14 protein-coding genes are annotated in these 15,563 nt (G+C 71.2%); 9 read left to right on the top strand and 5 right to left on the bottom strand.

What is annotated here, in order from left to right; genetic code table 11:
• The first annotated feature begins 163 nt into the window (after positions 1–163).
• The 8 genes from FHU36_RS34950 (at position 164) to FHU36_RS34915 (ending at position 8,760) form a co-directional block, all read left to right on the top strand.
• Positions 164–1,441, top strand: a complete 1,278-nt coding sequence (locus tag FHU36_RS34950) for an FAD-dependent oxidoreductase (protein ID WP_185088330.1) — start codon at positions 164–166, stop codon at positions 1,439–1,441.
• A 94-nt stretch (positions 1,442–1,535) separates the two neighbouring features.
• On the top strand, positions 1,536–2,915 hold the full coding sequence (locus tag FHU36_RS34945) for an MFS transporter (protein ID WP_185088329.1): 1,380 nt from the start codon (positions 1,536–1,538) through the stop codon (positions 2,913–2,915).
• Positions 2,915–3,733: an FAD binding domain-containing protein gene (locus FHU36_RS34940; protein WP_185088898.1), complete on the top strand. Its 819-nt coding sequence runs from the start codon at positions 2,915–2,917 to the stop codon at positions 3,731–3,733. Before FHU36_RS34945 ends, FHU36_RS34940 begins: the two co-directional genes overlap by 1 nt.
• A complete protein-coding gene (locus FHU36_RS34935) occupies positions 3,730–6,069 on the top strand; it encodes a xanthine dehydrogenase family protein molybdopterin-binding subunit (protein WP_185088328.1) in 2,340 nt (779 codons plus the stop codon). The genes FHU36_RS34940 and FHU36_RS34935 overlap by 4 nt, the downstream gene beginning before the upstream one ends.
• Entirely contained in the window at positions 6,066–6,563 is a 498-nt protein-coding gene (locus FHU36_RS34930) for a (2Fe-2S)-binding protein (RefSeq protein WP_185088327.1), read from the top strand. Before FHU36_RS34935 ends, FHU36_RS34930 begins: the two co-directional genes overlap by 4 nt.
• Entirely contained in the window at positions 6,560–7,234 is a 675-nt protein-coding gene (locus tag FHU36_RS34925) for an SRPBCC family protein (protein ID WP_185088326.1), read from the top strand. The genes FHU36_RS34930 and FHU36_RS34925 overlap by 4 nt, the downstream gene beginning before the upstream one ends.
• Complete coding sequence (locus tag FHU36_RS34920) at positions 7,227–7,898, top strand: isochorismatase family protein (RefSeq protein ID WP_312892046.1); 672 nt, start codon at positions 7,227–7,229, stop codon at positions 7,896–7,898. Before FHU36_RS34925 ends, FHU36_RS34920 begins: the two co-directional genes overlap by 8 nt.
• On the top strand, positions 7,891–8,760 hold the full coding sequence (locus tag FHU36_RS34915; protein ID WP_185088325.1) for an alpha/beta fold hydrolase: 870 nt from the start codon (positions 7,891–7,893) through the stop codon (positions 8,758–8,760). The genes FHU36_RS34920 and FHU36_RS34915 overlap by 8 nt, the downstream gene beginning before the upstream one ends.
• Positions 8,761–8,816: 56 nt before the next feature.
• Here the strand turns inward: FHU36_RS34915 and FHU36_RS34910 are convergent, their stop codons facing one another.
• The 4 genes from FHU36_RS34910 to sucC all read right to left on the bottom strand — a co-directional run bounded on the left by FHU36_RS34910 (position 8,817) and on the right by sucC (position 12,984).
• On the bottom strand, positions 8,817–9,569 hold the full coding sequence (locus FHU36_RS34910) for a maleate cis-trans isomerase family protein (protein ID WP_185088324.1): 753 nt from the start codon (positions 9,567–9,569) through the stop codon (positions 8,817–8,819).
• Positions 9,570–9,585: 16 nt separating this feature from the next.
• Positions 9,586–10,617 (bottom strand): 2,5-dihydroxypyridine 5,6-dioxygenase NicX family protein, encoded by a 1,032-nt coding sequence (locus FHU36_RS34905; protein WP_185088323.1) that lies wholly within the window; start codon positions 10,615–10,617, stop codon positions 9,586–9,588.
• 306 nt (positions 10,618–10,923) lie between these two features.
• Positions 10,924–11,799 (bottom strand): succinate--CoA ligase subunit alpha, encoded by an 876-nt coding sequence (gene sucD, locus FHU36_RS34900; protein ID WP_185088322.1) that lies wholly within the window; start codon positions 11,797–11,799, stop codon positions 10,924–10,926.
• A gap of 3 nt (positions 11,800–11,802) precedes the next feature.
• On the bottom strand, positions 11,803–12,984 hold the full coding sequence (gene sucC, locus FHU36_RS34895; RefSeq protein WP_185088321.1) for an ADP-forming succinate--CoA ligase subunit beta: 1,182 nt from the start codon (positions 12,982–12,984) through the stop codon (positions 11,803–11,805).
• A 488-nt stretch (positions 12,985–13,472) separates the two neighbouring features.
• Between sucC and FHU36_RS34890 the strand changes: the two genes are divergently transcribed.
• On the top strand, positions 13,473–14,345 hold the full coding sequence (locus FHU36_RS34890; RefSeq protein ID WP_185088320.1) for a hypothetical protein: 873 nt from the start codon (positions 13,473–13,475) through the stop codon (positions 14,343–14,345).
• Between the two features lie 124 nt (positions 14,346–14,469).
• Here FHU36_RS34890 and galE read toward each other — a convergent pair whose 3' ends face one another.
• Positions 14,470–15,456: a UDP-glucose 4-epimerase GalE gene (galE, locus tag FHU36_RS34885; RefSeq protein ID WP_185088319.1), complete on the bottom strand. Its 987-nt coding sequence runs from the start codon at positions 15,454–15,456 to the stop codon at positions 14,470–14,472.
• Positions 15,457–15,563 lie beyond the last annotated feature (107 nt).

The following is a 15,563-nucleotide window of genomic DNA, read 5'->3' as shown; positions in this document are numbered from 1 at the left end:
ATCCTCGCTCACCTCTTGCTTTTTCCGGATCGTCCGTGTTCGGATTAATTTCGCCGGGCACACCCTCCGGGGTTCCGCCGCACTGGTGGACGGCTTTGCTTCGCATGCCCGGCTCCACGTTCACGATCCCCTAACGAGTCCGAACACGAGAGTTGGAGGAGCATTGGCGGCGAGCCGGGCGAGTCAGTCGTACCACGTCACGATCGTCGGCGGTGGCCTCGGCGGGCTGACCGCCGCGCTGTCGCTGCGGCAGCGCGGCCTGCGGGTCACGGTGCTGGAGCAGGCGCCCAAGCTGGGCGAGGTCGGAGCGGGCATCCAGACCGCGCCGAACGCCAGCCGGGTCCTGCTCGGTCTGGGCCTGCGCGCCGAACTGGAGAAGATCCGCACCGAACCGCTGGACCAGGTGCGCCGGCGCTGGCAGGACGGCAGCGTCATCGGCCTGACCCCGCTGGGCGACTACTGCAAGCAGGAGTACAACGCCCCCTACTGGCACTACCACCGCGCCGACCTGCACAAGGTGCTGCTCGATGCCTGCGTGGCGGGCGATGGGCCCGGCCCCGTTGTGGAGGTCCGCACCGGCGTCAAGGTCACGGCCGTGGACCGGACGAACCCCGCCCGGCCCACCGCGGTCACCGACGACGGCCGGCGGTTCGAGACCGACGTGCTGGTCGGCGCCGACGGCATCCGTTCCAGCGTGCGCGACGCGCTCGGCCTGCCCGACACCCTGCAGTTCTCCGGAGAGATGGCCTACCGCGTCCTCATCCCCGGAGACAAGATCGCCGCCGATCCGGCGACCCGCTGGCTGGTGGACCGCTTCCAGAGCACCATCTGGTACGGCCCCGACCGGCACCTGGTGCACTACATGATCCGCGGCGGCGAGTGGCTCAACGTCGTCGCGATCGTGCCGTGCACGCCCGAGGTCGAGGAGCGGTGGACCGTTCCCGTCACCGTGGACGAGCTGGCCGACGCCTTTCCCGGCTGGGACGAGCGGGTCGCCCTGATGCTGTCCAAGGCCGAGGGTGACATCTCGGCATGGGCCATGTACCACCGCCGCCGTGACCCGGTGTGGGTGGACGGGCACGTGGCCCTGCTGGGTGACGCGTGCCACGCTATGTTGCCTTACCAGGCACAAGGTGCCTCGCAGGCGATGGAGGACGCGGCCGTGCTCGCTGAGGAGCTCGGCGCCGTCCCGGTCGAGGAGGTGCGTGCGGCGCTCATGCGGTACGTGTCGCGTCGTGCCAAGCACGCCGGGATGGTCCAGGACGCGGCCTGGCGCAACATGAGTCTGTATCACCTGCCTGACGGGCCCGAGCAGCAGGCCCGTGACAGCAAACTGAAGCGATTCGACGGCGAGTCCGACGTTTCGTACCGGTGGTTGTGGAGCGGCAGTCCGCTGAACGACCCCGACGAGGAGACCTTCTCCTACCAGTTCCACAACTAGACCGGCCCGGCACGAGTCCGGCCCGGCCACCCCCGGGGACGCGCCCCCCTATCGCGCTCCCGTCTCCATCGACACCTCACATCCGGGTGGAACCATGAAAACAGGAGACCAGATCGTTCAGGACCTGCCGTGGAAGTGGCGCGTCCAGGGCAAGATCTTCATCATCGGCGGCCTCGGCTACATGTTCGACGCCTGGGACGTCGCCCTGAACGGCTTCCTCACTCCCCTGCTGGGCAAGGAGTTCGGCCTGTCGGTCGGCGAGCGCGGCCTGGTCGCGACCGCCAACCTCATCGGCATGGCCGTCGGCGCCGTCGCCTGGGGCACCATCGCCGACCGGCTCGGCCGCAAGAAGGCATTCAGCCTGACACTGCTCATCTTCGCGCTCTTCTCCGTCGTGGGCGCGCTCGCCCCCAACTACGCGATCTTCCTGATCTTCAGGTTCCTGGCCGGCGTCGGCCTGGGCGGCTGCATCCCCGTCGACTACGCGCTGGTCGGCGAGTTCTCCCCCAGCAGGTTGCGCGGCAAGATCCTCGCCGCCATGGACGTCTGGTGGCCCATCGGCGCGACGCTGAGCGGCGTTGCCGCCACCCTGCTCCAGCCGCTGCCGGGCAACTGGCGGTGGATGCTCGCCGTCATGATCCTGCCCGCCCTGCTGCTGTTCTGGGTACGCCGCGGCATCCCCGAGTCGCCGATCTACCTGGCCAAGGCCGGCCGCGAGCAGGAAGCCCGTCACATCATCGACGACCTGGTGGCCCGCACCGGCGCGGCCCGCGAGCCGTACGTCATCGAGCCACCCGTCGAGGAGAACGGGTCGCGCGGCCTTCGGGCGGCGCTCAGCCAGCTCCGCCTGGTCTGGGCGTTCAGCCCGCGGGTGACCTCCGCCGCCTGGCTGCTGTTCATCACGATCATGACGATGTACTACGTGGCGCTGAGCTGGATGCCGTCGATCCTCATCGCCGAGGGCCACGGCGACTACGCCGCCTTCGCCAAGACCACGCTCATGACCGCGGTCGGCATCGTCGGCGTGCTCGTCTCCGCCTGGCTGATCGAGGCGGTCGGTCGCAAGTGGGCGATCGGCGTGTCGGCGCCCGTGAGCGCCGCGGCCCTGGTGGGCTTCGCGATGTTCCTCGACGTCAAGTCGGCGGCGCTGCTGTGGCTGGGCATCTTCGGCTTCGTCGTCCAGCTCACGATCCCCATCCTGTACGCCTACGTCGCCGAGCTGTACCCGACCCGGATCAGGGCCAGCGGCTTCGGCTGGGCCTCCTCGGCCAGCCGGGTGACCTCCGGCTTCATCCCGCTCATCTTCGGCGGCCTGCTCTGGCCGATGCTGGGGCTCACCATGACGTTCGTCGTCCTGGGAGCCGTGGTGCTCGCCGTCGTCCTGTGGATGGCGGTCGCCGCTCCGGAGACGAAGGGCCGGCCACTGGACCGCATCACCGATCCGTCCGGCGACACGGTGGCCGTGAGGACGTGATGAAGCCCGCGCCGTTCACCTACCACCGCGCCCGGGACGTCGCCGGTGCGATCTCCCTGCTGGCGGAGCTGGGCGAGGACGCCAAGTACATCGCGGGCGGCCAGAGCCTGGTCGCCATGATGAACTTCCGCCTCGCCCGGCCGGCGCACCTGGTCGACCTGACCGGGCTGCGCGGCGAACTGGCCTACCTCCGGGAGGAGGACGGCGCGCTGCGCGTGGGGGCGCTCACCACGCACCACGAGGTGGAGCGGGCGCCGCTCGGACCCGGTTTCGCCGTGCTGCGGGAGGCGATGGAGTGGGTCGGGCACCTGCCCATCCGCACCCGCGGCACGGTCGGCGGCAGCCTCGCGCACGGCGACGCCACCGCCGAGTGGTGCATGCTCGCGCTGCTGCTGGGTGCCGAGGTGGTCGTCCAGGGCGCGGGCGGGCGCCGCCGCGTCCCCGCCGAGGAGCTGTTCCTCGGCTTCTACTCGACGACGCTCGCGCCGGAGGAGCTGATCGTCGAGGTGGTGTTCCCGCGTCCCGCGCCGCGTGCCGTGCTCACCGAGCACGCCGAGCGGCGGGGCGACTTCGCCACCGTGGCCGCCGCCGTCGATCTCGACGCCCACCGCGTCGTGCTCGGCGGCGTCGGCCCCGCGCCGCTGCGGGTGCCGGAGGCCGAGGCGGTGCTGGCGGGCGGCGGGACGTTCGCCGAGTGCGCCGCAGCCGCCGCGGCGGCCATCGACCCGCCGTCCGACGGCAACGGCAGCTCCGCCTATCGCAGGGTTCTCACCCGGACCCTGCTCGTACGCGCCTGCGAGGAGGCGATGACACGATGAGCTGGGTCGGAAGGTCGGCCGCCCGGCGGGAGGACCCGCGGCTGCTGAGCGGCAGCGGGAGGTACGTCGACGACATCCATCTGCCCGGCACGCTGCACGCGCAGTTCGTCCGCAGCACGGTCGCCCACGGCGCCGTGACCGGTGTCGATCTGTCGGCGACGCTGGCCGTGCCGGGTGTGGTGGCGGCGTTCACCGCCGACGACCTGGAGCTGGGCGACATCACGGCGGTCCTCGACCGGCCGCCGTCGGAGTTCGTGCCGACGGCGATGCCGGTGCTGGCCCGCGACCGGGTGCGCTACGTCGGCGAGCCGATCGCGATCGTGCTCGCCGACAATCCCTACGCCGTGGAGGACGGCGTGGAGGCGGCCCGGGTGACCTACGAGGCCGACCGGCCGGTGGTCTCCGCCGAGCAGGCGCTCGCCCCCGGCGCGCCGCTGCTGCACGCCGCCGCCCCGGCCAACACGCTGGTGGACGTGTCGATGTTCGCGACCGAGGGCATCGACGCCGTCTTCGCCGGGGCGCACGAGGTGGTGCGCGTGCGGGCGAACACCGCCCGGCAGAACGCGCTGCCGCTGGAGACCCGGGGCGCGGTCACGAGCTGGGACCCGCGCGAGGAGCAGCTCGTCGTGCACACCTGCACCCAGGTGCCGCACCTGGTCCGCACGTCGCTGGCCGAGTGCCTCGGCCTGGACGAGCGGACCGTGCGCGTGATCGTGCCCGACATGGGCGGCGGCTTCGGGCTGAAGTGCGTCGTCGGCCGCGAGGAGATCGCCGCCGCGGCGGCGGCCCTGCGGCTGCGCCGCCCGGTCAAGTGGATCGAGGACCGCCGCGACGCGCTCACCGCGTCGTTCCTGGCCCGCGAGCAGCACTACGACGTGCGGGCCGCGTTCGACCGGGACGGCAGGATCCTGGCGCTCGACGCCGACATCGTGTGCGACATGGGCGCCTACTCGTGCTATCCGTTCACGGCCGGGATCGAGCCGCTGATGGCCTCGGCGGAGCTGCCCGGCGTCTACCGGGTCCCCGCCTACCGGGTGCGCGCCCGGGCCGTCGCCACCAACAAGGCGCCGTCCGCGCCCTACCGGGGGGTGAGCAGGCCGCAGATCGTCATGGTCATGGAGCGGCTGATGGAACGGGCCGCCCGCGAGCTGGACCTGGACCCGGTGGAGGTCCGGCGGCGCAACCTGATCGTCGAGTTCCCCTACACCGGGGTCAACGACGTCACCTACGACCCGGGCTCCTACCTGGAGTCGCTGAACTGGTGCGAGCGGCTGCTGCGCGACGAGGGCTGGTACGAGCGCCGGGAGGCGGCCGCCGCCGAGGGCCGCTACGTGGGCATCGGCTACTCCTGCTTCAGCGAGCGCACCGGCTACGGCTCCACCGCGTTCGCCAAGCGCAAGATGGCCGTGGTGCCCGGCTTCGACCTGGCAGAGGCGCGGATGGACCTGTCCGGCACCGTGACCGTGACGACCGGGACGATGAGCCACGGGCAGAGCCACGAGACCACGCTGGCCCAGATCGTCGCCGACCGGCTGGGGCTGGACATCGCCCAGGTCAAGATCCATCAGGGCGACACCGACCGGATCCCGTACGGGTTCGGGACGTTCGCCAGCCGGTCGGCCACCATCGGCGGCAGCGCCGTCGCCCGCGCGGCGAGTGCGCTCGGCGCGCGGCTGCTGCGCCTGGCCGCGCACCTGCTGGACACCACCGACGACAACGTCGAGCTGCACGACGGGTCCGTACGGCGGCGTGACGACCACGGCCGTGCCGTGTCCTACCGCGAGCTGGCCGACGTGGCCTACCTGAAGGCGCACCTGCTGCCGAAGGACGCCGAGCCGGGCCTGACCGCGAGCGCGTCGTTCGACGTGCACGGTGACGGCACCTTCTCCAACGCCGCGCACGGCGTGGTCGTGGAGCTGCACCCCGGCACAGGCCAGGTGGAGATCCTGCGCTACGTCTGCGTGGAGGACTGCGGGGTGGCCATCAACCCGCAGGTCGTCGAGGGCCAGTGCCGCGGCGGCATCGCGCAGGGCATCGCCGGGGCGCTGTTCGAGCAGGTCACCTACGACGCCCAGGGCGAGCCGGCGTGCGCGTCGTTCATCGACTACAAGATGCCGACCGCCCACGAGATACCGGACATCGAGATCCACCACCTGGAGACGCCGTGCGCGTTCACCGAGAGCGGCGCGAAGGGCGCCGGCGAGGGCGGCACCATCGGCGCCCCGGCGGCGGTGCTCAACGCCGTGAACAACGCCCTGCTGCCCACCGGGGTGGAGCTGGACGACACCCCCATCAGGCCCGAGACGGTGCAACGGGCGATCGGAGCGTGCCCATGACCGAGAAACTGCTGATCAGCCTGACCGTGAACGGCCGGCGCCACGACGACCTGGTGATCGAGTCGCGCTACACGCTGGTGGACGTGCTGCGCCACCACGTCGGTCTGACCGGCACGCACGTCGGCTGCGAGCACGGCGTCTGCGGCGCCTGCACGGTGCTGCTCGACGGCGCCCCGGTGCGCGCCTGCCTGATCTTCGCCGCGCAGGCCGAGGGTCGGGAGATCCGCACGGTCGAGTCGCTGTCGCACGGCGGCGAGCTGAACGACCTGCAGCGGGCGTTCTCCGCCTGCCATGGGCTGCAGTGCGGTTTCTGCACGCCCGGGTTCCTGATGCTCGCCGAGGGGTTCCTCGCCGAGCGTCCCGACGCGACACGAGAGGAGATCCGCGAGGTGGTGTCCTCGAACCTGTGCCGGTGCACCGGCTACCAGAGCATCGTCGACGCGATCGAGCAGTGCGCCCGCGGGCGGCGCGAGGCACAGGGAGAGGCACGATGATCCTGGACAACGAGATCACCGTGCCCGCCTCGCCCGACGAGGTGTTCGCGCTGATCAGTGACGTGGAACGGGTCGTGACGTGCCTGCCCGGCGCCGCGCTCGACGGCCGCGACGGCGACGCCTACCGGGGCGGGGTCACGGTCAAGGTCGGCCCCATCACCGCCGCGTACACCGGGACCGTCCGCTTCCTGGAGGTGGACGCCGAACGGCGGCTGCTGCGGCTGCAGGGGCGCGGCGCCGACACGCACGGCGGCGGCGACGCCGAGGCCGAGGTCGTTCTCACCGTCGAGGAGGCGCCGGCCGGGTCGCTGCTGCGGGTCCGGACCGATCTGCTGATCCGCGGGAAGATCGTGCAGTTCGGCAAGGGCGCCATCGCGACCGTGTCCGGCAGGCTGCTGCAGCAGTTCGCCGCGAACCTCGCCGCCCTCATCGACTCCGGCGGCGTCACTGCCTCTGCCGCGTCCCCGGCAGCGCCCTCGCCGGCCGCGCCCGCGGGGCTCCCCGCCCGGCCCGCCGCCCAGGAGCTGGACGGCCTCGCGATGCTGCTGCCGCCGGGCGTGGTCAAGTACGCGCCGGTCGCCGCCGCCTTCGTGGCCGGGCTGGTGCAGGGCTGGCTGCTCTGCAAGGTCCGCCTCCAGGCCAAGCTGATCAAGGAGTTGCGCCGTGGCTGACGGCATGTACGGCAGGGACACCGACGACACCTACGCCCACGCCGGCTTCGGCGCCGCGGTCCGCCGCGGCGAACGACCGGTGATCGTCGTCGTGGACCTCACCAACGGCTTCACCGACCCCGCCTACCCGTCGGGAGCCGACCTGTCGGACGTCGTCGCCGCCACCGCGACGCTCATCGAGCACGGCCGCGCGGCGGGCGTGCCCGTCGTGTTCACCACGATCGCCTACACGCCGGCCGAGGCCGACGGCGACATCGTGACCTGGTTGCAGAAGGCGCCCGGTATGCGGGCCATGCGGGAGGGCAGCCCGGCGGTGGCGATCGACGCGCGGCTGCCCCGCCGCGACGAGGACCTGCTGGTTGTCAAGAAGGGCGCCTCGGCGTTCTTCGGCACCGGCCTCGCGGCGGCCCTGACCGGGATGGGCCGCGACACCGTGCTGGTCTGCGGTGCGACCACGAGCGGCTGCGTGCGCGCCACGGCGGTGGACGCGGTCCAGTCGGGGTTCTCGGTGCTGGTTCCGCGCGACTGCGTCGGCGACCGCGCGGCCGGCCCGCACGACGCGGCCCTGTTCGACATCCACGCCAAGTACGGCGACGTCATCGGCGTCGCGGAGGCCGTGGAGCATCTGCGGCAGCTGACCACGGGAGTGCGCCTCGATGTCTGACCGTGTCCCGACCCATGTCCCGGCCCATGTCCCGACCCGTGTCCTGACCCAACCGGCCCTCGCCGACCTGGCCGACGTGCCCGCGCGCTCGCGCTGGGTGCGCTCCGGCCCGCTGCGGCTGCACGTCCTCGACTACGGCGGCGACGGGGTGCCGGTGCTCGTGCTGCCCGGCATCACCAGCCCGGCGATCGCCATGGACTTCGTCGCCCGCGAGCTGACCGACCTGGTCCGGCCGGTCGTGCTGGACGTGCGGGGGCGCGGGCTGTCCGACGACGGGCCCTCGTACACGCTGGAGGACTACGCCGCCGACACCGAGGCGGTGGTCACCGAGCTCGGGCTGGACGGCGCGGTGCTGCTCGGCCACTCGATGGGCGCCCGGATCGCGGGCCTGACCGCCGCCCGGGGCCGTGTTGCGCTGGGCGGCACCGTGCTGGTGGACCCGCCGATGAGCGGGCCGGGGCGCGGGCCGTACCCGACGACGCTGGAGGCGTTCCGCGGCCAGCTCGGGCAGGCGCGGCGGGGCACCGACGCCGACGAGGTGGCCGCGTCGTGGCCGCGCTGGCCGCGCCGGGAGCAGGAACTGCGCGCGCGCTGGCTGGCGAGCTGCGGCGACGTGGCCGTCGCCGAGACGCACCGGGGGTTCGAGAGCGAGGACTTCTTCACGTTCTGGCCCTCGGTGCCCGCTCCCACGGTCCTGGTGTACGGCGCCGACAGCCCCGTGGTCACCGCCGAGGGCGTGACGGAGGCGGCCGCCGCGAACCCCGGCGCGCGGCTGCTGGAGGTGCCCGCCGCGGGCCACATGGTGTTCTGGGACAACCCGGAGGCCGCGCTGGAGGCCGTACGCGCCGTCCTGCGTGGCTAGGCGGACACGCAGGCGAAGGGGGGCCGGTCTGGTGACCGGCCCCCCTCTTTTTGGTGTCAGTACCTGCCGCTGAGCAGGCTGCCCGCCCCGGGGGCGGTGGTCGGCAGGCCCAGTTCCGACAGGATCGTGTACGCGGTGGCCGTGGCGGCCGACAGCACCGGCAGGCCGGCCTCGTCCTCGACGGCCTGCACAACCGGCAGGGACGGCATCTGGACGCAGGCCGACACCACGAGCGCATCGGCGCGGCTCAGGTCGAGCCTGCGCCAGTGCGTGCGCAGGTCCTGGGGGTCGAGGTTGCCGACCGCCAGGTTGTCGGCCACCTCCAGGCTCAGCGCGTCGACCACCTCCACGCCGGCGTCCTCCAGGTACTCGGCGACCTTCGCGGTCAGCGGCTTCATGTAGGGGGTGATGATCGCGACCCGGTCGGCCTTGAGCGCGCCGAGCCCGGTCAGGAGCGCGCCCGCGCTGGAGACGACCGGGGCCTGGCAGCCCTCGGAGCGCAGGGCCTCGCCGATGGCGGTCTCGGCGGTGCAGTGGTAGCCGGGCCCCTGCGCCATGATCGCCACCAGGCAGGCGGTGGCGACCACGTCGGGACGAGCGTCGGCCAGCTCGCGCGCGGCGCGGTCGGCCTGCCCGTTCATGGCCTTGAGCTCCTCGGGGGTGACGTGGCGCATCCGGGCCCTGCTGCTGTGGAAGACGAACCGGTCGCCCGGCTCGGCGTCCTCCTTGGCGCGCAGCATGCGCGGCAGCTCGGTCTCCATGGTCAGGTTGGAGCTCGGCACGATGAGGCCGATGTGGTGGTCGGTCATGGCAATCTCCGGAGGGTTAGCGGCGGCCGGCCGGACGCATCTCGGACACGACCACGTCGCCGTCCACCACGACGGGCTCGTCGTCGAGGAAGAGGCTGCAGCCGCGCATCGGGATGTCGAAGTGGCAGGGGGTGTCGTTCGGGCCGCCCAGCTCGTTGTTGGGGCCGATCGAGAACATGACGTTGCCGTAGAAGGAGCGCAGCTCCATGCCCATCCCGCCGGGGAACTGGGTCAGGCCGTGCCACTGGGCACGCTCGTCCAGGCCCCAGCCGACGTGGGACATGCCGTAGCCGCGCGGGTCGTCGAACGACCTGATGTAGGACGACAGCAGCTCGGCGTCGAGGCCGCCGCGGATGTCGGTGATGAAGCCCTGCTCGACGGTGATCGTGACGGGCGTCTGGACGTAGGTGTTGAACGGCAGCAGCACGTCGCCGGGCGAGAGGACGATCGTGCCGTCCACGCCGTCGTCGGCGCCGCCGGTGAAGACGAACGCGGCCGGCCAGTGGTCCCAGCGGCCGGGTTGGTCGGTGTAGCCGTACTCGCTCATCGTCGGGTAGACGCCGAGCCGGTAGGTGACATCGGTGCCGCCGGGGCTGGTGATCCGCATGCTGCCGGCCTTGCTGAGCAGCTCGGCCCCCACCTCGACCCGCTCGCGCAGCTCGGGCGTGGGCATGAGGCGGGCGAGCAGCGGAGCGGGCTCCACGGCGGTGAGGATACGGGTGCCGGCGTCCTGGATGGCGAACTGCTCCTTGCTGAACAGCAGGAACTTCAGGTCGACGAGCATGTCGGCCTGCTTGAGCGCCTCCACGGCCTGGGGGTTGCCGGCCAGCTCCGACTGGCCGACCGCCCAGGCGCCCGAGGCGGCCGAGGGCGAGGGGAGCCGCATGTGGTAGGCGGACGCCCCGAGGCGGCGGGCGGCGAAGAGGAACGCGTCGGCGTAGTCGAGACGTTCGTTGCCCTCGGAGAGCACCGCCACCGTCTCGCCCTCGTGGACGCCACTGAGCTCCAGCTGGCGCAGGCAGATCTCGTTCAACAGGTTCTGGTCCATCGGATCCCTCCGCGATCACATGGAGTTAGTCCGGACACGGACGATCGTGGCCGGACCGGGGCCCGGAACGCCGAGCCCGGTGAACGAATTAATCCGAACACGGACGAGTCTGTCGGCGCAAGAGGTGAAACGTGTTTGTCACAGCGGATTTGCGTAGAACGTCCTGGGCAGCGCCTCACGAACGTCCCGGCAGCACCTCACGAACGTCCGGAGAGCACCCCGGGAACGTCCGGACGAGCACGCCGGGAAGGCCGGAAAGCGCGCGAGGCCCCGCACCGGTCCGGTGCGGGGCCTCGCGACGAAACGTCAGCGCGCCTGCATGATCTCGCGCATGAGGCGGGCCGTCTCGGAGGGGGTCTTGCCGACGCGGACGCCGACCTTCTCCAGGGCCTCCTTCTTGGCCTGGGCCGTGCCGGCCGAGCCGGAGACGATGGCGCCCGCATGGCCCATCGTCTTGCCCTCGGGGGCGGTGAAGCCCGCGACGTAGGCGACGACCGGCTTGGTGACGTGCTCCTCGATGTAGGCGGCGGCCCGCTCCTCGGCGTCACCGCCGATCTCACCGATCATCACGATCGCGTCGGTGCCGGGGTCCTCCTGGAACGCCTGGAGGGCGTCGATGTGGGTGGTGCCGATGACGGGGTCGCCGCCGATGCCCACCGCCGTCGAGAAGCCGAAGTCGCGCAGCTCGTACATGAGCTGATAGGTCAGCGTGCCCGACTTGGAGACCAGGCCGATGCGGCCCGCCGTGGTGATGTCGGCGGGGATGATGCCGGCGTTGGACGCGCCCGGCGAGGCGATGCCCGGGCAGTTGGGACCGATGATGCGGGTCTTGTTGCCCTTGGCCACCGCGTAGGCCCAGAACTCCGTCGAGTCGTGCACCGGGACGCCCTCGGTGATGACCACGCAGAGCGGGATCTCGGCGTCGATGGCCTCCTTGACGGCGGCCTTGGTGAACGCCGGGGGCACGAAGACGACCGACACGTCGGCGCCGGTCTCCGCCATGGCCTCCGCGACGGTGCCGAACACGGGCAGGCCCTCGTGGGTGATGCCGGCCTTGCGGGCGTTCACGCCGCCGACGACGCGCGCGCCGGAGGCGAGCATGCGCCGGGTGTGCTTGGTGCCCTCACCGCCGGTCATGCCCTGAACGATGATCTTGCTGTTCTCGGTCAGCCAGATAGCCATGTCTCACGCACCTACCGCAGCGAGCTCCGCGGCGCGCTTGGCCGCCTCGTCCATCGTGTCAACCAGCTCGACCCGCGGGAGCGCGGCGTCGGCGAGGATCTGCCGCCCGAGCTGGGCGTTGTTGCCGTCGAGGCGGACCACCAGCGGGTGGGTCACGGCCTCGCCGCGGCTCTCCAGCAGCTTGAAGGCCGCCACGATGCCGTTGGCGACCGCGTCACAGGACGTGATGCCGCCGAAGACGTTCACGAAGATCGACTTCACCGACGGGTCGGAGAGGATGATCTCCAGGCCGGCGGCCATGACCTCGGCCGAGGCGCCGCCGCCGATGTCGAGGAAGTTCGCCGGGGACGGCTTGCCGGGGAAGGCCTCGCCCGCGTAGGCCACCACGTCGAGGGTGGACATGACCAGGCCCGCGCCGTTGCCGATGATGCCGACGTCGCCGTCGAGCTTGACGTAGTTGAGGTCCTTCTCCTTGGCCTTGGCCTCGAGCGGGTCCTCGGCGGCCTTGTCGGCGTACGCCTCGTGCTCCGACTGGCGGAAGACGGCGTTGTCGTCGAGCGTGACCTTGCCGTCGAGGGCCTTGACCTGGCCGTCGGCCGACAGGATCATCGGGTTGACCTCGACCAGGGTCGCGTCCTCGTCGACGAAGCAGCACCAGAGCTTCTCGATCAGCTCGGCCGCGCCGTCGAGCGACTGCTCGGGCAGCCCGCCCGCCACCGCGATCTCGCGCGCCTTGGCCCGGTCCACGCCGTTCAGCGCGGAGACCGGAACCTTGGCCACCTTTTCGGGAGCGGAGTGCGCGACCTCTTCAATGTCCATTCCGCCCGCTGCAGAGCAGATCGCGAGGAATGTGCGATTCGCGCGGTCGAGCAGGAAGGAGAAGTAGTACTCCTCCGCGATCGCGCTGGCCTCCTCCACGAGCACCTTGTGGACCGTGTGGCCCTTGATGTCCATGCCCAGGATGGCCTTGGCCTTCTCGACGGCGTCGGTGGCGTCGTCCGCCACCTTCACGCCACCGGCCTTGCCACGCCCGCCGGTCTTCACCTGGGCCTTGACCACGACGCGGCCGGTGAGCTGCTCGGCTGCCGCCCGCACCTCCTCCACGGTGTGGGCGACGATGCCGCGCGGCACCGGGATGCCGTAGTCCGCGAAGAGCTCCTTCGCCTGATGTTCGAACAGGTCCACGAGGGTCCGTCCTTGCTTATCCGACTGATGTTCGACGGCCCGGGCCACCCCGTGCGTGCCGGGCGTTTCCGCCAGTGAAGCCTAGCCCCAAGCCTGACCTCCCCAGGTCACTGGGTGGGCGATATGCCGTGATGTGACGGTGATCTCACTGTCGCGGCGCGCCGGACGCGCGAACGTCCGGCGGCGTACCGTGTCGATCACTCGGCCGGGCGGCCGCGGATGACCCGCACAATCCGCCATGCTTCCGGACACGAAGTTCGACGCGCCACGAAACCGCTATTCGCCATTCTTGGCGCCATCAGCGGTGCCCGGAAAACGGCCGGGACCATTGCCTAAAGTCACGCTCCCCGACCTCACAGTAAACCCATCACTCTTCTGCACGAGAAATCCACAATTTCCCCTCAGATAAGCCATAGTCCGAGATATCATCGTGATCTTCGCTTGGCAGGATCTCCTCGCGCACAAATGAGAAACGAGAGGGATCCATAATGAAGCGAATCGTCACCGGCCTGGCCTTGGCGTCGGCCGCGGCGCTCATCACGGCCGCCCCTGCGCAGGCCGCGGCACCGAAGAACCCGGTGGTCGCTGTCAAGAAGCAGCTGGTGGCCGGAAAGGGCGTCAAGTTCTCCGAGCGGATCACCGCCTTCGAGGGCGGGCAGCGTTCCGTCTTCCTGCGCCGCACCGGCACGTACGAGTTCAAGGCCTCGGGGATCGTCGCCTCGGACACCACCGGCAAGTTCAACATCAAGGCCAGCGACCTCGGCGAGGACGCCGACTCCGAGTTCGGCAAGATGCTGACCACGCCGGAGCGGGCCATCACGGTCGGCGGTAAGACCTACCTGTCCGGCAGCATGTGGGACAACATCATGGCCGAGGGCGAGTCCTGGTACAAGACGCCCACGGCGCTCCACGGCGGCATCACCGGCGCCTACTCCCAGCCGCTGAACTTCATCGGCGAGCCCGCCACGCTGAAGACCCTGCTCAAGGGCGCCAAGTCCACGGCGGGCGGCTACACCGGCAAGATCACGCTGGGCGAGCTGCGCAAGGTCTCCCCGTGGTTCAAGGGGAGCCTCCTGGGGAATCGCCCGAGCTCCAAGGCGCTGAAGAGCGTCATCAGCTGGAAGCTGACCGTGGACGCCAAGGGCCTGCCCACGCGGGTGGTCTCCACCGTGCCGGCGGCGGCGCTGGGCTCGGGCGCACCCAAGAACTCCGGTTTCAGCATCGACACCCGCTACAGCGACTGGGGCGTGAAGGTCTCCATCAAGGCCCCGTCGGCTGACGACGTGACCTCCGAGCTCAAGGAGGGCGCGGAGATGCCGACCGACCTCAAGGAGATCCCGCTGGGCTCCATCGTGCACTGACGTGCCGACGTTGACGCCTCTCCCCCCTTCGGGTGGGAGAGGCGTCTCTCGTTCCCGGCACTCAACGCGCCTCGTCCGGAACACCCACGCGCCGGTCGCCCGAGGCCGTGACCGACGCGTACGCCTAGCCCCGCAGCCGGGAGTCGCGGACCCGCGCCCACTCCAGCGAGTGCCTGATGCCCTCCTCCACCGAGTGGCGGGCCCGCCAGCCCAGCAGCCGCTCCGCGAGGTCGGTGCGGGTGTACGCCCCCGCCACGTCGCCGGGCCTGCGCTCCGCCTCCACCACCTCGACCGGCCGGTCCACCACGCGGTTGAACGCCTCGGCCAGCTCCCGCACCGTGGTGCCCGTGCCGGTGCCCAGGTTGATCACCGCGCCCTCGGGGAACAGCCCGTCGAAGCGCCGCAGAGCCTCCACGTGGGCCGTGGCCAGGTCCCAGACGTGCACGTAGTCGCGGATGCCGGAGCCGTCGCGGGTGGGGTAGTCGGTGCCGGTGATCCGGAACGGCACGCCGTCCTCGTGCGCCTCGATGAGCTTGCCCAGCGCGTGGCTGGGCCGGCGAAGCTGGAGCCCGGTGCGCATCCGCGGGTCGGCGCCGATGGGATTGAAGTAGCGCAGGGACAGCACCCGGATCGGCTGGGTGGCCGCGACGTCGGCGAACATCGCCTCGCACATCGCCTTCGTGCGTGCGTACGGGCTCTGCGGGTCGAGCGGCGAGCGCTCGTCCACCGTGTGGTCGGCCCCCGTCCGGTAGATCGACGCCGACGAGCTGAACACCATCCGCTCGCACCCGTTGCGCAGCAGGTGGTCCACGAACTCCAGGCTCCTGGCCACGTTCGCCCGGTAGTAGCCCACCGGGTCGGCCACCGAGTCGGGCACCACGATCAGCGCCGCGCAGTGCACGACCGCCTCGATGTCGGGATGCTCGGCGAACACCTTGTCGACCAGCGCCCCGTCGCTGATGTCGCCCTCGTAGAACGCCCTTCCCTCGGCGAACTCCCGCCGGCCCGTGACCAGACTGTCGAGGATCACCGGCTCGATCCCCGCGTCCAGGCACGCGGACGCCACCGTGCTCCCGATGAACCCCGCCCCGCCCGAAATCAACACGCTCATGCCAGTCCCCTGCCTTTCACGGCGCGCGTCACGCGCAGTCCTCGTACGGCCGGGCGCGGGAATCCCACCCCGTCCCCCGCCCTGTTCCGATCATCCCCGACCGCCGG

It is taken from the genome of Nonomuraea muscovyensis, from assembly GCF_014207745.1.
Taxonomy (GTDB): domain Bacteria; phylum Actinomycetota; class Actinomycetes; order Streptosporangiales; family Streptosporangiaceae; genus Nonomuraea; species Nonomuraea muscovyensis.
This window is presented reverse-complemented; position numbering and strand designations above follow the sequence as displayed.

Coding starts and splice junctions, on each gene's coding strand:
- FHU36_RS34905 (WP_185088323.1), bottom strand. CDS start 10,617: ATGGACCAGAACCTGTTGAACGAGATCTGCCTGCGCCAGCTGGAGCTC.
- FHU36_RS34945 (WP_185088329.1), top strand. CDS start 1,536: ATGAAAACAGGAGACCAGATCGTTCAGGACCTGCCGTGGAAGTGGCGC.
- sucD (WP_185088322.1), bottom strand. CDS start 11,799: ATGGCTATCTGGCTGACCGAGAACAGCAAGATCATCGTTCAGGGCATG.
- FHU36_RS34935 (WP_185088328.1), top strand. CDS start 3,730: ATGAGCTGGGTCGGAAGGTCGGCCGCCCGGCGGGAGGACCCGCGGCTG.
- FHU36_RS34925 (WP_185088326.1), top strand. CDS start 6,560: ATGATCCTGGACAACGAGATCACCGTGCCCGCCTCGCCCGACGAGGTG.
- FHU36_RS34890 (WP_185088320.1), top strand. CDS start 13,473: ATGAAGCGAATCGTCACCGGCCTGGCCTTGGCGTCGGCCGCGGCGCTC.
- FHU36_RS34940 (WP_185088898.1), top strand. CDS start 2,915: ATGAAGCCCGCGCCGTTCACCTACCACCGCGCCCGGGACGTCGCCGGT.
- FHU36_RS34915 (WP_185088325.1), top strand. CDS start 7,891: ATGTCTGACCGTGTCCCGACCCATGTCCCGGCCCATGTCCCGACCCGT.
- galE (WP_185088319.1), bottom strand. CDS start 15,456: ATGAGCGTGTTGATTTCGGGCGGGGCGGGGTTCATCGGGAGCACGGTG.
- FHU36_RS34910 (WP_185088324.1), bottom strand. CDS start 9,569: ATGACCGACCACCACATCGGCCTCATCGTGCCGAGCTCCAACCTGACC.
- FHU36_RS34930 (WP_185088327.1), top strand. CDS start 6,066: ATGACCGAGAAACTGCTGATCAGCCTGACCGTGAACGGCCGGCGCCAC.